At 57.9% G+C, this 14,534-nt stretch carries 12 protein-coding genes; 9 read left to right on the top strand and 3 right to left on the bottom strand.

Going from position 1 to position 14,534, the window contains the following annotated elements:
- Positions 1–73: 73 nt before the first annotated feature.
- Together RBB82_RS15535 and rph are read right to left on the bottom strand one after the other, a co-directional pair.
- Positions 74–1,408: a sugar MFS transporter gene (locus RBB82_RS15535; protein WP_433971644.1), complete on the bottom strand. Its 1,335-nt coding sequence runs from the start codon at positions 1,406–1,408 to the stop codon at positions 74–76.
- Between the two features lie 219 nt (positions 1,409–1,627).
- Positions 1,628–2,383 carry a ribonuclease PH gene (rph, locus tag RBB82_RS15540; protein ID WP_433971645.1) on the bottom strand — a complete coding sequence of 252 codons (756 nt, stop codon included), beginning with the start codon at positions 2,381–2,383 and terminating at the stop codon, positions 1,628–1,630.
- A 330-nt stretch (positions 2,384–2,713) separates the two neighbouring features.
- Here rph and RBB82_RS15545 point away from each other — a divergent pair, with 330 nt between their 5' ends.
- The 8 genes from RBB82_RS15545 to RBB82_RS15580 all read left to right on the top strand — a co-directional run bounded on the left by RBB82_RS15545 (position 2,714) and on the right by RBB82_RS15580 (position 11,599).
- Positions 2,714–3,655, top strand: a complete 942-nt coding sequence (locus RBB82_RS15545; RefSeq protein ID WP_433971646.1) for a sensor histidine kinase — start codon at positions 2,714–2,716, stop codon at positions 3,653–3,655.
- Positions 3,640–5,265, top strand: a complete 1,626-nt coding sequence (locus RBB82_RS15550; protein ID WP_433971648.1) for a sigma-54-dependent transcriptional regulator — start codon at positions 3,640–3,642, stop codon at positions 5,263–5,265. Before RBB82_RS15545 ends, RBB82_RS15550 begins: the two co-directional genes overlap by 16 nt.
- Before the next feature lie 90 nt (positions 5,266–5,355).
- Positions 5,356–5,616, top strand: a complete 261-nt coding sequence (locus RBB82_RS15555) for a ubiquitin carboxyl-terminal hydrolase 14 (RefSeq protein WP_433971649.1) — start codon at positions 5,356–5,358, stop codon at positions 5,614–5,616.
- A 59-nt stretch (positions 5,617–5,675) separates the two neighbouring features.
- Complete coding sequence (locus RBB82_RS15560; RefSeq protein ID WP_433971650.1) at positions 5,676–6,884, top strand: acyltransferase family protein; 1,209 nt, start codon at positions 5,676–5,678, stop codon at positions 6,882–6,884.
- 81 nt (positions 6,885–6,965) lie between these two features.
- Positions 6,966–7,190: a CDGSH iron-sulfur domain-containing protein gene (locus RBB82_RS15565; RefSeq protein WP_433971651.1), complete on the top strand. Its 225-nt coding sequence runs from the start codon at positions 6,966–6,968 to the stop codon at positions 7,188–7,190.
- Positions 7,191–7,399: 209 nt separating this feature from the next.
- The gene (locus RBB82_RS15570; protein ID WP_433971653.1) at positions 7,400–9,571 is read left to right on the top strand and encodes a CocE/NonD family hydrolase; all 2,172 of its coding nucleotides are present in this window, start codon (positions 7,400–7,402) and stop codon (positions 9,569–9,571) included.
- A gap of 24 nt (positions 9,572–9,595) precedes the next feature.
- Positions 9,596–10,147 (top strand): NUDIX domain-containing protein, encoded by a 552-nt coding sequence (locus tag RBB82_RS15575; RefSeq protein ID WP_433971655.1) that lies wholly within the window; start codon positions 9,596–9,598, stop codon positions 10,145–10,147.
- Between the two features lie 48 nt (positions 10,148–10,195).
- The gene (locus RBB82_RS15580) at positions 10,196–11,599 is read left to right on the top strand and encodes an amidohydrolase family protein (RefSeq protein WP_433971656.1); all 1,404 of its coding nucleotides are present in this window, start codon (positions 10,196–10,198) and stop codon (positions 11,597–11,599) included.
- A 9-nt stretch (positions 11,600–11,608) separates the two neighbouring features.
- Here the strand turns inward: RBB82_RS15580 and RBB82_RS15585 are convergent, their stop codons facing one another.
- On the bottom strand, positions 11,609–12,718 hold the full coding sequence (locus tag RBB82_RS15585) for an alpha/beta hydrolase family protein (RefSeq protein ID WP_433971658.1): 1,110 nt from the start codon (positions 12,716–12,718) through the stop codon (positions 11,609–11,611).
- A 181-nt stretch (positions 12,719–12,899) separates the two neighbouring features.
- Here RBB82_RS15585 and RBB82_RS15590 point away from each other — a divergent pair, with 181 nt between their 5' ends.
- Positions 12,900–14,534, top strand: a complete 1,635-nt coding sequence (locus tag RBB82_RS15590) for a hypothetical protein (protein WP_433971659.1) — start codon at positions 12,900–12,902, stop codon at positions 14,532–14,534.

Below are 14,534 nucleotides of genomic sequence, written 5' to 3' on the forward strand. Positions count from 1 at the left end.
AGTACGACCTTTTCTCTCTGCACGTGCAGGACGAGACTTCCCCCCACATGTTCATTCAGGAAATTTGCTCTATTTAGCCTGCGGTGGCGTGGGATGGGTGTCGGGGGTCTTGCTCGATGTCCTTGCGGCGGGAGGCGAAGATGCCGAAGAGGGCGATGTAGATGTAGCAGACGGCGGGGATGATGAAGGCGTGCTGGACGCCGATGCGGTCGGCCAGATGGCCTTCGGCGAGGGGAATGAGTGCTCCGCCGACGATGGCGGCGACCATGAGGCTGGAACCTTTACTGGTGAGCTCCCCGAGGCCTGCAAGACCCAGGGTGAAGATGGTGGGGAACATGATGGAGTTGAAGAATCCGACCAGGATGACGCTGCCAATGGCGAGATGGCCGGCGCTCATCATGGTGAGGGCGACCAGGCAGCAGGCGATGAAGGCTGCGCTTGCGAGGGCCTTGCCTGCGTTGATGCGTCGCAGGACCGCAGAGCCTATGAACCGACCCACCATAGCTCCGCCCCAGTAGAAGGGGACCAGGTTGGCGGCGGTTTTCTGGCTGAGGCCACCGATCTTCGGCAGGCCGAAGTAGTTGATGAGGAAGCTGCCGATGGAGACTTCGGCGCCGACGTAGACGAAGATGCCGATAGCTCCCATGATGAGGTAGGGATGGTTCCAGATACTGCCGGTGGCGGCGGTTGTGAGTTCGCCCGGGCGGAAGTCGCGAGTGAAGTCGGTGGTGGGGAGCTTGATGAGGGCGATGGCAACGGCGAGGGCGAGGAGGGTGACCGCGATGCCGAGGTAAGGCAGGCGCACGGTGGAGGCCTGCTGCTCGCGATAGGTCTGAAGCGCTGAGGCGGAGAATGCCTTGATGGCTTCAGGGGTTGCTTCGATTGCGCCGAGGATGAGTGCTCCGCCGAAGAAGGGAGCGATGAAGGTTCCGAAGGAGTTGAAGGCCTGAGCGAGGTTGAGGCGGCTGGCGGCGGTGGCCTGGGGGCCGAGGTTGGTGACGTACGGATTGGCCGAGACCTGAAGGCAGGTGATGCCGGCGGCAAGGACGACCAGAGCGGTGAGGAAGAGGCCGTAGGATGCGGTGGTGGCGGCGGGTAGGAAGAGCAGGGCTCCGGCGGCCATGACGATGAGGCCGATGACCATGGTCTGTTTGTAGCCGCGCCACTCGACCAGCTTGCCCGAGGGTAACGCGAAGATGAAGTAGGACGAAAAGAATGCGAACTGGACGAGGAGGGCCTGGCCGTAGTTCAGGCTGAAGATGGCTTTGAGGTGGGGGATGAGGATGTCGTTGAGACAGGTGAGGAAGCCCCACATAAAGAAGAGCACCGTGGCGATGCTCATGGCGCGGACGTCGGTGGATTGTGGGTCGCGAGTGTAGGCGGTCGACTGTGTGGGAGCTGTGATCAAAGGTTTTCCCTGCCTCTGCCGACAAGTTGTGCCAGCGTGAGAGATTCTACAGGTATTGGAGTCCGGTTTTTTGAATTCCGTCGCAAACAGGTGGAGAGAAAGTTACAACCCCGGTAAGGCAGTGCCTACGTGTTTATACGGGTCGTGAATCTGCTCCTTGCCGAAAGCCCTGTGGCATGCGGTTTTGATGAGGTAGCGTGCATGTGATCTGAATGCAGGTTATCTTTCGGCGTCGAGGATGGCGCGCTGTGCGGCGAGAAGCTCGTGGATCCCTTTTTCCGCATAGTCGAGCATCTGGCCAAGCTGAGCGCGTGAGTAAGAGTCGTGCTCGGCGGTGGCCTGAGTTTCGACGAGGCCGCCGTCGGCCAGCATAACGACGTTCATGTCGACTGCTGCGCGGGAGTCTTCCTCGTAGGCGAGGTCGAGCAGGACGTGGCCATCGACGATGCCGACTGAGGTGGCGGCGACCATCTGTTTGAGCGGGGAGGTTTTGAGGGTGCCGGCTTTGACTAATTTGCCAAGCGCGAGAGCTAGCGCGACGCAGGCTCCGGTGATGGCTGCGGTGCGAGTTCCACCGTCGGCCTGGAGGACGTCGCAGTCGAGGATGATGGTTCGCTCGCCGAGGGCCTTCATGTCGACTACGCTGCGGAGGGAGCGGCCGATGAGTCGCTGGATCTCGTGGGTGCGGCCGCCGACTTTGCCGCGTTCGCTCTCTCGGGCAGTGCGGGTGAGGGTGGCGCGGGGGAGCATGCCGTACTCGGCGGTGACCCAGCCGCGGCCGGAGTTGCGGAGCCATCCGGGGACGCCCTGCTCGATGGTGGCGTTGCAGAGGACGCGGGTGTTGCCCGACTCCATGAGGACGGAGCCTTCGGCCATGGCGACGTAGTGGGGGGTGATGCGGATGGTGCGGAGGGCGTCGGCGGGGCGGTGGTCGGGTCGAAAGAGCTGGGGGGAGGGTGCGGCGGTCACGGACATGAGGGAATTATAGTTGTGAGAATCCTCTTATGATTTGATAGAGGGTGAGATAGGTGGAGACTGAGCCCTTTGTGGGAGTGTTCCAAAATGGAATTGGTTCCAGAATGGGAAAGTGGGATTGGATCTGAGTATTGCTGGGGAATCTGGTGAGAAGGCTTGAGATGCGTTCCGTTTCGGGAAATACTTTGTTCGAGAATGGGAGTTGGGTTGGGAGGGCTTACTGTTCATGAGCAATCACTTAGGGAAGGAGTCCCAGTTTGGCACTTGAAGTGATTACAGAAGTGCACCTGCTGTAAGAAATGACGAAGCAGGAGAACGGTGGATTTACAAATGCAGGCAACGCAGAGCAGTACTGCCTTGGGCCCAGGAAGCGCTTCAGGACAATTTGCAGCACTACGGCATGTGACACGGGAGATGAACCAGCATGGTTCAGCGATGCCGAGTGTGCGGAGGACGGTCGATGCGTCGGTGGAGGGCGCGGAGGCGAGTCATGTGTCTGGTGTGGCCGAGGGTGCCGGCTTGGCGCACGACGCGGGCAATCTGCTTGGAGCGCTGAGTCTGTATTCGGATCTGCTTGCGATGCCAGGGGTATTGCATGACGAGCACCGGGGATATGCCTCGGAGCTGCGAATGTTGAGCGATCGCAGCTGGGCGATGATCGACAGGCTGGTGAACCATGCCCGGGCTGGGCGGCCGGCGAAGATTCAGGGTGAGTCTTCGATGTTGCCGGATGTGATTGACCAGTGCAGAGGGTTGTTGAGCCGGGTGGCGGGACGTACGGTCGATATCTCATATGGTGTAGGGGCGTTTCAGCCGGTGCGTGTACCGGTGGAGGCGGTGGAGCGGATTCTGACAAATCTGGTGAAGAATGCTGCAGAGGCGACGCCATGGGTGGGTGCGATTTCGATCCATGTGGAGGGCGTGCTGGAGCGGGCTGAGGACGAAAGCGAAGAGCCGCGGCGCAGAGTGGTGATGACGGTGCGGGATCGCGGTTGCGGGATGGACCAGGCTACGGTGCAGCGGTTGATGCGGGGTGATGGAACCAGCTCGACGAACGGGCGCGGACTGGGTTTTCGCGTGGTGCGGGAGCTGGTGGCGATTTCGAACGGCTGCCTGAGTATCGAGAGCCAGCCTGAGGTGGGGACGAGCATCTCGGCGGAGTGGTATGCGGTGAAGCAGGAGAAGGTTGAAGTGAAGCGAGAGGAGTTGAGGATGAATGATTCGGGAGTGACGAGGCTGTTGAAGGGAGAGGCGGGATGGATGGCATGCTGAGGACGGCAGATTCAGGTACAGGAGTTGGAAACGCAGGTGAGGTGAGAGTGTTGAGCGAAGGATTGGAAGTTTTGGAAGGATTGAAGTTGTCAAACGGAGTGAAGGGAAGTTTGCCGTCGGGGGTGCTGATCGGCGTTTCGCCGGTGAGTGCGTCTGCAGAGAGTGCGAGGAAGGTCGGCTCCGCAGAGCACCTGGGACTGCTGCATGTGCTGGTGGTCGATGATGATGAGGGGGTACGCAAGGCGTGCTGCCAGATTGCGGCGGGGATGGGTTTTGAGGTCACTGGGGCGGAGAGCGCGGCGGCAGCCCGGGAGATCATGAAGGAGCGGCCGATCGATATGCTGCTGTTGGACTTGAAGATGCCGGGGGGTGGTGGGCTGCCACTGCTGGAGCAGGTGAAGGCGCTGCATCCGGATATCGCTGTGATCGTGATGACGGCGTTTGCGACGGTGTCGTCCGCAGTGGAGGCGATGCGGATTGGAGCGGGAGACTACCTGACGAAGCCGTTTGCGCTGGAGGAGTTGACCGCGGTGCTGGAGAGAACGGGCCAGCAGCTGCACATGGATGTGGAGAGTCGGCAGCTGCGGGAGCGGCTGAGGACGCAGCAAGGGATGGGCGGGCTGGTGGGGCGGTCGGCGGGGATGGAGAAGCTGTATCGAATTCTGTCGAAGGTGGCCTATTCGACGCACCCGGTTTTGATCCTGGGAGAGAGTGGGACTGGCAAGGAGTTGGTGGCGCGTTCGATTCACTTCAATGGGCCGAATGCGGCGAAACCGTTTGTGCCGGTGGACTGCGGATCGCTGGTGCCAACACTGATTGAGAGCGAGCTGTTTGGCCATGTGAAGGGGGCGTTTACCGGAGCGGATCGCGCGAAGGAGGGGCTGCTGGCCTCGGCTGACGGTGGGACGGTGTTTTTGGATGAGGTGGGCGAGCTGCCGCTGGATCTTCAGGCGAAGCTGCTGCGGGCGCTTCAGGAGAAAGAGGTGCGTCCGGTCGGCGCGACGCAGGCAAAGCCGATCTCAGCGCGAGTGCTGGCGGCGACCAATCGCGATCTCGCCTTGATGGTGGAGCAGGGCAGATTTCGTAAGGACCTTTACTTCCGATTGAATGTGGTGAATCTGCGGATTCCGCCATTGCGGGATCGAAGGGAAGATATTGCCGTGCTGGCGACGCATTTTTTGCAGCAGATGGAGAAGCAAAGCGGAGTGGTGCGGAGTTTTTCCGACTCGATGCTGCGGGTGATGGCGGAGTACGACTGGCCAGGCAATGTGAGGGAGTTGGAGAATGCGATTGAACGGGCCTGCGCGCTGTCGTCGGGGCCGGTGTTGCATCTGGGTGATCTGCCGACGCAGCTGCAGGATTTTCGTCTGCAGCAGGGACCTGCGGCGCAGGTGGTTGCTGATTCGGACTCCATAGAGCGTCATGAGGTGATGGGCACGACACAGGACGGAATTGTGTCGATCGCGGAGATGGAGAAGCACGCCATTCTAGGGACGATTCGGCAGCTGAAGGGAGATAAGCTGATGGCTGCAAAGTTGCTTGGGATCGGCAAGACAACGTTGTATCGGAAGCTGAAGGAGTATGGGATTACGGAGGGTCTTGGGGATTGATCGACTGTGTTGCGATGCTGACTGTGATTGGGCGATCATCATAAGCGGCTGATTGAGAGATAGAATCGGTGGCGAAGGAAGGTGGCCTGCATGGAATGTACGCATCTGGATCAGATTCGAAAGGTTAAACCGTCGGCGAAGGGTTGCGAGGAGTGTCTGAAGATGGGCAGCACCTGGGTTCATCTCCGGATGTGCCTGGAGTGCGGGCATGTTGGATGCTGCGATTCGTCTCAGCATAAACACGCGACCAAGCACTTTCATAAGACGCAGCATCCGATTATGCGTTCGATTGAGCCGGGCGAGAGCTGGGGCTGGTGCTATGTCGATGAGATGGAAGTGGATGTGGTGTGATCGGGCTTGGGGTCGATGGTGTATTCGGAGTTGCTGGTCTTTCTCGTTCGGGATAGGGCGTGGTCTTGACGGTGGCGGAACCTGCGCGCAGCTGGAGGCGGCTCGATGGTGTGGATCTTCTGCGCGGTCTCGCAATTTTTTTTGTGTTAATGAATCATGTCAATATGCGGCTGTTCGGAGCGCACGTTCCGTATACTCGGGGGCTTCCTCCGCAGTTGGTGTCGTCACTCGTCTGGAACGGGCAGTACGGCGTGCAGATCTTTTTTGTCGTCTCCGGTTTTTTGATCACTTCGACGACGCTGCGGCGGTGGGGTTCGATTGCTGAAGTGAACGTGAGGGATTTTTATCGGCTGAGGTTTGCTCGTATTGCTCCGCTGCTTCTGCTTCTTCTTGTAACGTTGAGTGCTCTTGATCTGGCCCATGTGCCGGGGTTCGTGGTTTCTGCGAAGACTGGCGGGTTGGGGCGGGCTCTACTAGCGGCGCTTACGTTTCATATCAACCTGCTTGAGGCTCGGAGAGGCTATCTGCCGGCGGGGTGGGATATTCTCTGGTCGCTCTCTGTCGAGGAGACGTTCTACCTGTTTTTCCCGCTGGCCTGCAGAGTGTTTCGTCGCGTAAGCCTCTTGTTGATCCCCCTGTGTGTGTTCGTGGTGCTGGGACCTTTTGCCCGGTCGCATCCGTTCAACCCGAATCCTGTGTGGAGAGAGTACTCGTATCTTGGAGGGATGGATGCCATTGCGCTTGGCTGTTTGACGGCACTGCTCTGCGCCAGGACAAGTCTTTCGCGCGTCCTGCTGCGAGTGGGCGGAATGGCGGGGACGGCGCTGCTTGTGTTTATCCTTGGCTTTTCGAACCTTGCTTATCGTTGGGGCCTGGGGCGGATTGGATTGGATATGACAGTTCTGGCGCTGGGTGCATGTTCGGTTGTTGTCGCTGTCGCGCAGACTGGATGGCAGACGCCGAGAGTTGTGTGGCCACTGGTCAGGGTGGGTCGATTGAGCTATGAGATTTATCTGACTCATATCTTTGTCGTCGTGGGCATCTTCGATGTGTTTCTTGCGGCTAACAAGCCGATGAGAGCTGTCCCGGCTCTGTTTCTCGTTGTCGTGTTGCTCGCAGGGCTGCTGGGTGCAGTGATGTCGCGAGGGTATTCGGAGCCGATGAACCGATGGCTCCGTAGACGGTGGGAGGAGGGCCCGACAAGACTTGGATCTGTCATCGATGACGATGAGGTAATGGTGGAAGCAGAGAACGCCGCCTCACGTTAGCGATTGGGTGTTCGACCCGGTGTTGTGGTCGCAGGTTTGCTATGCTGAACCCATCCTTTGCAAGAGAGAGAGTAACGAACGATGTCAGAAGAAGCAGTAAGAATAACGGTTCGCCCTAACGGTCCCTTGCGTGTCGAGGGCCACATCATTTTGAAGGATGCCGATGGCAAAGAGTGGGACCTGACGGGAAAACCGGCGGTATCGCTGTGCCGCTGCGGAGCGAGCGAGAAGCGCCCGTTCTGCGACGGGTCCCATAGTCGGGTTGGCTTCCAGTGTGCGGCCAGTCCTGAAGGAATACTGACTTAACGATCATTGACTACGATCCTGTTCGTCTGCGGAAAGAACCGTCGCCGGAGTATAACGGCTGAGGAGATCTTTGCCGGGATGGACGGGATCTAGGTCAGTTGGGTAAATACCAGTCTTCGGAGTTGTTCGGGTTGCTGTGCGCTAAGGTAATCCTTGGTTGAATGGTCGTAGCGTCTGAAGATTTAATTTCACTTTGAGGACTACGTTGGATGACGATTCGCGGCGGCTGTGCGGTGGTTCTTTCTGCCTGGTTGGTGGCTTCAGTGACAGCGTATGGTGCGCAAGAGAATCAGACTGCAGAACAGTCGCATACGACGACAGTGTCTACCGGTAAGTTGGGTGACTATATAGGGCAGTATCGTGAGACCGATGAGCCGGATGTGGTGCGCTCGGTATATGTCGAAGGGAACAAACTTTTTATCGAGGGAAAGCGTTCGCCGCGGGTTGAACTGCAGGAGGAGTCAATGGATCACTTCGCCGGGCATGGATTGAAAGTTGTGTTCGTGCGCAATGCGGCGGGGAGGGTGTCGGGGCTAAGGAGCAGCTCTGGGGGCCGGGGTGGCGATGGCGAGGTGTCCGAGGAGCGGTTCAGCGGTGTAGGGGTGCGGCTCAATCACTTTCGCGATTACACGCGAAGCGAGTTGATGATTCCAGTGCGCGATGGAGTGAAGCTGCACGTCGTGATTCTGCGGCCGGCGGGATCTGAGACGAGCGGCGAGGCGCTCCCGTTTTTGATGCAGAGGACGCCGTATGGTGTTGATGGGGCGTCGTCGGCCAGCGTGAACGGGAGTAAGCCGGAGTTGGCGACGAGTGGATACATCTTTGTCTATGCGGATATTCGCGGGCGGTATGGGTCTGAGGGAAAGTTCGTGATGAACCGCGCGATCGTTGCCCATACGACAAAGGATGATGTGGATGAGACTACAGATACGCGGGACACGATCGATTGGTTGCTGAAGAATGTTCCGAATAATAGCGGCAAGGTAGGGGTGCTGGGGGTGTCGTATCCGGGGTTTCTGGCGATGTCGGCGGGTATCGATGCGCATCCGGCGGTGAAGGCGATCTCGCCGCAGGCCCCGATGACTAATGTCTGGATGGGCGATGATTTTTTTCACAACGGGGCGTTTCGCGAGACGTATGGCTTCGACTATGTACAACAGTTAGAGGCACAAAAGACCGATGCGCGCGTGCAGAGCAATAAGGAAGATATGTTTGATTTCTTCCTGAAGCATGTGAACTTTGCCGGGGCGGCGGATGCGGCCAAGATGGAAGACTTGCCGACGGCAAAGATATTTTTGACGCAGCCGGAATACTCGAAGTTCTGGCAGGATATGGCGGTGGAGAAGCACCTGACGCAGGTTGAGGTGCCGACGCTGGAAGTCGGCGGATGGTGGGACCAGGAAGATATGTGGGGGACGCAGGCTGAGTATGCTGCGCTGAAGCCGCATGACAAAGATAACGAAGTGTTCATGGTGCTGGGGCCGTGGAACCATGGTGGATGGGGGCCGACGACACGGCATCTGGGGGCGTTGGACTTTGGTGCTGCGACGGGAGATGAGTACCGGAAGACGATTGAGGCGCCCTTCTTTGAGAAATATTTGAAGGGACTTCCGGGGTTCGATCTACAGGGTGTCGCAAGCTTCAGGACTGGCACGAACCAATGGGAGCGGTATGAGGTGTGGCCGCCGAAAATCGGGTTCAAAGACGAGAAACTTTTCTTGACTGCCGGTGGCGGGTTGTCGACGGCTGCGCCAACGGCGAGCGTGGACGGGAAGGCGGCGGAAGTTTATAAGGCCGATCCTGCGAATCCAGTGCCTTATCGCAATCGTCCGATCCAGTCGACGTATGGGGACGGGTCGAAGTGGCGGACGTGGTTGGTGGAGGATCAGCGGTTCGTGAGTGGGCGGAAAGATTTGGCGAACTTTTCAACTGCGGTGTTGGAGAAGGATGTAACTGTAACGGGGGATGTCGTTGCAGATTTGTTTGCTGCTACAACGGGCACGGACGGGGACTTTGTCGTGAAGCTGATTGATGTGTATCCGGATGATGCGCCCGCGCCGATGGCGGGGTATCAGTTGATGATCGTGGATGAGATCTTTCGCGGGCGGTATGTCCAGAGCTTTGAAAAGCCGGAGGCGTTGGCGCCTGGAAAGGTGACCGAGTACAAGTGGAGCTTGCATGGTGCGGACCATACGTTTTTGAAGGGGCACAAGATTATGGTTGAGGTGCAGTCGACCTGGTTTCCGCTGTATGACAGGAATCCGCAGACGTTTGTGCCGAATATCATGACGGCGCCGGCGGGTTCGTATAAAGGACAGACGGTGTCGATCTATGGGTCGGAAAAGTATCCGTCTCATCTTGAGTTCGAAGTGCCTGAGTAGAGTTGAAGCAGCGATGGGGGTGTTGTGACGATCAAGACGATCAGCAGCCGAGAGGTCTATCGGAATCCGTGGACGAGCGTGCGGGAAGATGTGATCGAACGGGCGAACGGCAAGCGCGGGATCTACGGGGTGGTCGATAAAGATCCGGCGTGCATCGTGATTCCACTGGAGTCTGGGGCTGATGGGGAGTTTGTGTACTTGATCGAGCAGTTCCGATATACCGTTGGGGCGCGGCTCTGGGAGCTTCCTCAGGGTGGATGGGAGGTTGCAGATGTGGTGCCGGAAGATCTGGCTCGAGGGGAGCTACGGGAGGAGACTGGATTGACGGCTGAACGGATGACACATCTCTCCACCTTGCAGATTGCGTATGGGGTGATGAATCAGAAGCAACACGTGTTTCTGGCCGAGGGGTTGAGCATGGGAGAGGCCGACCCAGATGCTGAGGAGAGCGATCTGGTGGTGCGCCGGGTGAGCGTAAGCGAGTTCGAGGAGATGATTCTTGACGAGACGATCGTGGATAACTGCTCGGTGGCCGCCTGGGGGCTTTACCGGCTTTGGCGGGAGCGTCGTAGGTAGATTTTCGCCTGTGCGGGGTGAGTTTTGAGTTTGGTGCGAGCACAGGTGATGCGTTTTGCATCCAACCAAAACATTATGTCTTCGCGATCGGTTTTTATCTTCGTTGCGATTTTTTTTGGTGGTCTAGCTTTGGCGCAGCAGCAGGTTCCGGGGCGGCAGTTGCCCGTGCGTCAGGTGATTTTATTGCGGAATGCGCGGGTCATCGATGGGACTGGTGCGCCCCCTCAAGAACATGTCTCGTTGCTGCTTCGCAACGGAAAGATCGAGCAGATCGGTGGGCCGGAGTTGAAGACGCCCGCAGGCGCACAGATTCGCGACCTGACCGGGAAGACCGTGATGCCGGGAATTATCAGCGCACACTCGCATTTGGGATTGCTTGTGAATGACGCGGAGTCGTCAGCGATGGGATACACGCGGGAGAACGTGATGGAGCAGTTGAAGCAGTTTGAACGATATGGAGTAACGACGATTCTATCTCTGGGGCTGAATCGCGATCTTGTGTTTGTGCTGCGGGATGAGCAGCAGGCGGGACGACTGGCAGGAGCGACGATATTTACAGCAGGGCGAGGGATTGGAGTGCCTGATGGTGCGCCACCGCTGCTTGCGGCAGCGGACCAGGTGTATCGGCCGGTGAATGAGAAGGAGGCGCGACACGATGTGGATGAGATGGCGGCGCATCGCGTGGACATCGTGAAGATCTGGGTGGACAAGCTGCATGGCAAGGTGCCGGAGATGACGCCCCAGATCTATAAGGCTGTGATCGATGAGGCGCATAAGCGACATGTGCGGGTGGCGGCGCATGAGTATGCGCTTGAGGATGCGAAACAACTCGTCTCCGATGGCGTGGATGTTCTGGCGCATTCGGTGCGGGACCAGGTGGTGGATGATGCCTTCGTGAAGATGATGAAGCTGCACCATACGTGGTATGTGCCGACGTTCACGGTGGATGAGTCTGCGTATGTTTATGCGCAGCGTCCTGAGTTTATGCAGACGACGTTCTTTCAACAGGCTGCGGGACCGCAGTTGATGGCGAAGTTTAATGCGTCGGGGTATGCGGATAAGATCAACCAGGATCCGCAGACAGCGCAGCATCAGAAAGACTTTGCGAATGATCAACAGAATCTGAAGAAACTATTTGATGCCGGGGTCAGCGTTGGATTTGGAACGGATTCGGGTGCGCTGCCGGGGCGGATTCCTGGATTTGCGGAGCATCATGAGCTTGCATTGATGGTGCAGGCGGGGCTTACTCCAATGCAGGCTATTACGGCGGCAACCGGTGAGAATGCAAAGCTGTTGCACGCGCAGGATCGTGGGACGATTGCGGCGGGGAAGCGAGCCGATTTGTTAGTGCTGGACGCGGATCCTTTGGTCGATATCGGCAATACACAGAAGATATTTGCGGTGTATCACGATGGGCATAGCATTGTTGGCTTGCCGGGGCATTCGAAGTAAGAACACCGTCTACTTCGCCGGTGAGTTTTCTTCGAAGGCGATGGTGCAGGTTTCCTTGTCTGACGCGGCGAGGCGGTTGCAGTTTTCGAGTGCGTTCTTGCGGGCGCTGTCGGGTGTCATCTGCGCGGTGGAGGAGGCGAAGTGGTGTGCCGACACCGCGAAGGCTTTGTGTGGGCCGAGGGTGAGGTAGTTGCGAAAGGCTTGCTGGCCATGGTCGGAGAGGCTTGGGGGCGGAGGGATGTTGGGTGGAGTGATCTCGGGGAGGGGTTGAGGAAAGAGTACGAGATTGTGGGCTCTAAGGAAGTCGTCGACGATAGGGCCCCATATGGAGATGCCGCGGTTGAAGAGAGTGTGGCCGTCTTCTCCGAAGGGCGGAGCGTGAATGAGTTGGTCCTGGCCGCCGGTGGAGCGGAAGGCGGCGTCGAACTGCTGTGCGAGCTCAGGCCAGAAGTATTTGTCGTTGTCGGCGTAGATCCAGAGCATGGGGGTGCGAGAGTGCTTGCCGAGATCGCGGTACGCAGCGATGAGGGATGGAGCGTTGCAGACGTCGTGGTCGGCGATTGAGCCTCGGCCTCCGGCGAAGTTGATGGCTACGATAAGGTTTTTGGGGGCGTCGGCTGTGAGGGCGACGGTGGCCATGCCGCCGGTTGAGATGCCGACGGCCAGGACACGGGTCGGATCGACCTGGGGAAGTTTGCTGCCGTAATCGATGGCTGTACGGAGGTCTTCGGCAGATTTGCGAGCGGCGCCTTCGTAATTGGTGTCGGGACAATGGCCATTGTCGAGATAGTCGGGTTTACCACCCGAAGAGCCGTAGCCACGGCGCACGACGACGAGTACGACGAAGCCTCGACGGGCAAACCAGCGGGCCTGCGGGAGGAACGCCCATGGGGTGACGTTATTTCGCGGCTCAACCTCGCGCGCTGTGCCGTGGGTGATGACGACCAGGGGATGTTTACCGGGGAGATCGGCGTAGACCAGAAGCGCACTGAGTCCATCGGGGGACGCTTGAGTCCAGGGGATGCGCGTCTCAGTCTCGTGCATCTCCAGGGCGTCCGCAATCGGCCCCAAAAGAGGGAGCGAGATAGCCAGCGCGAGAAGGCGTAGCTTTTGCCGCACGGGATAAAGCTAACTCAATAAGCCAAAAACATGTGGATTTTGCAGCGAAATAGTCGGATGCCTTCGTTTTGCGCCTTTGTCGCTCAGTGAGTGGAAAGAATCAGCTCGGTTGCCTCGGGCTGCATTTTTTTGCGTCGAACGCGAATGCGGTTCTTCGCATCAAAAACTTAGTGAGCGAATTGTGATCGAAGAAAAGTACGAACGAGTGAACGGTTCAAGTTCCGGTATTTCCGGCAAGTGGCGTGCGATCTGGAGGTGGGGTTTTGTATCTTTGTTGATCGCGGTCATCGTGTTGGCGACGATCGGTGAAGTGGTGTTACATCGCGCGATGCCAATTTTGAAGGGGCGCGTGATCGAAACACTGAGCACACGGTTCAATAGCCGGGTGGAGATGGATGGATTTTCCGTTTCAGTGTTGAAGGGGCTTGAAGTCTTCGGGGACGGTCTGCGGATCTATCCCGTTGATGACGTTGTGGCCGCTGGGGCGATCGATCCGCTGATTGCGCTGGGGCATTTTTCGTTTCATGCAAATCTGAAGGGTCTATTTGTGAAGCCTATGCATGTGGGGACGGTGCATGTGTCAGGCATGGTGATTCATATTCCGCCGCGTGAGATGCGACGGCAAGCTCCGCCGCATGCGCGGCATTTGGGCAAGATCAAGATCACGGTGGATGAGATTGTGTTCGATGATTCGAAGCTGATACTTGGAACTACTAAGCCGAATAAGGATCCGAAGGAGTTTGATATGAGCCGCATTGTGATGCGGAATATTGGCCCGGATGTTCCGTGGAAGTATGATGCGACGCTGGTGAACGCGATTCCGAAGGGTGACATCCATGCGACAGGAACGTTTGGACCCTGGGACAACGAGAGTCCAGGGGATTCGACGGTGACGGGCAACTATACGTTCGATCATGTGGATTTGAATACGATCAAGGGAATCGGCGGGATGTTGTCTTCGGTTGGGGAGTTCAATGGGCAGCTCGACAAGATCGTAGTAGACGGGACTACGGAGACGCCGAATTTTTCACTCGATACGGCAAATCATCCGGTTCCGTTGCATACGAAGTTTCACGCGATTGTGGATGGGACCAGTGGTGATACCTATCTGCAGCCGGTGGAGGCGCGGCTGGGAAGTTCTGACTTCAGCTGTAGTGGAGCTGTGGTGAATGTAAAGGGAAAGGGGCACATCATCGATCTGGATGTGAACGTGCCGAATGGGCAGATACAGGATTTTCTGAAGCTTGCCGTGAAGACGTCGCCTGTAGTGATGACGGGAAAGCTGCAGATGAAGACGAAGCTCCATATTCGTCCAGGAAAGGAGAGCGTGTCGCAAAAAATAGGATTGAAGGGTGGGTTCACATTGGGGGAGATCCACTTCACGAATCCCGAGGTCGAGGACAAGGTGGATATGTTGAGTCTGCGGGCGCAGGGAGATCCGAAGGCCGCTAAGCCGGGGGCCGAGGATGTGCAGTCACAGATGGTGGGGCAGTTTGTACTGGGTGACGGCAAGTTGAGCTTTAGTAAGCTCGGCTACACGCTGCCAGGCGCGGATGTAATGCTTGCGGGGGAGTACACGCTGGATGGTGAGAAGTTCGAGTTTGCTGGAAATGTTCGGACGAAGGCGAAGCTGTCGCAGATGGTGGCATCGAAGTGGAAGTCCGTTTTGCTGAAGCCGGTGGATCCGTTCTTCAAGAAGAATGGCGCTGGGGCAGAGATTCCTGTGAAGGTGAGCGGGACGCGGTCGGCGCCAAAGTTTGGGCTAGACCTTCGACATAAGGTGGCTAAAGACGTGGGGGATCAAGACGGGAAGTAG

The sequence above is a fragment of the Tunturiibacter lichenicola genome (assembly GCF_051013355.1).
Lineage (GTDB): Bacteria > Acidobacteriota > Terriglobia > Terriglobales > Acidobacteriaceae > Edaphobacter > Edaphobacter lichenicola_F.

Bases quoted from the DNA above. Each gene is read 5' to 3' on its own strand.
- RBB82_RS15565 (WP_433971651.1), top strand. From the start codon at position 6,966: ATGTCAGAAGAAGCAGTAAGAATAACGGTTCGCCCTAACGGTCCCTTG.
- RBB82_RS15570 (WP_433971653.1), top strand. From the start codon at position 7,400: ATGACGATTCGCGGCGGCTGTGCGGTGGTTCTTTCTGCCTGGTTGGTG.
- RBB82_RS15550 (WP_433971648.1), top strand. From the start codon at position 3,640: ATGGATGGCATGCTGAGGACGGCAGATTCAGGTACAGGAGTTGGAAAC.
- RBB82_RS15580 (WP_433971656.1), top strand. From the start codon at position 10,196: ATGCGTTTTGCATCCAACCAAAACATTATGTCTTCGCGATCGGTTTTT.
- RBB82_RS15555 (WP_433971649.1), top strand. From the start codon at position 5,356: ATGGAATGTACGCATCTGGATCAGATTCGAAAGGTTAAACCGTCGGCG.
- RBB82_RS15545 (WP_433971646.1), top strand. From the start codon at position 2,714: ATGCAGGCAACGCAGAGCAGTACTGCCTTGGGCCCAGGAAGCGCTTCA.
- rph (WP_433971645.1), bottom strand. From the start codon at position 2,383: ATGTCCGTGACCGCCGCACCCTCCCCCCAGCTCTTTCGACCCGACCAC.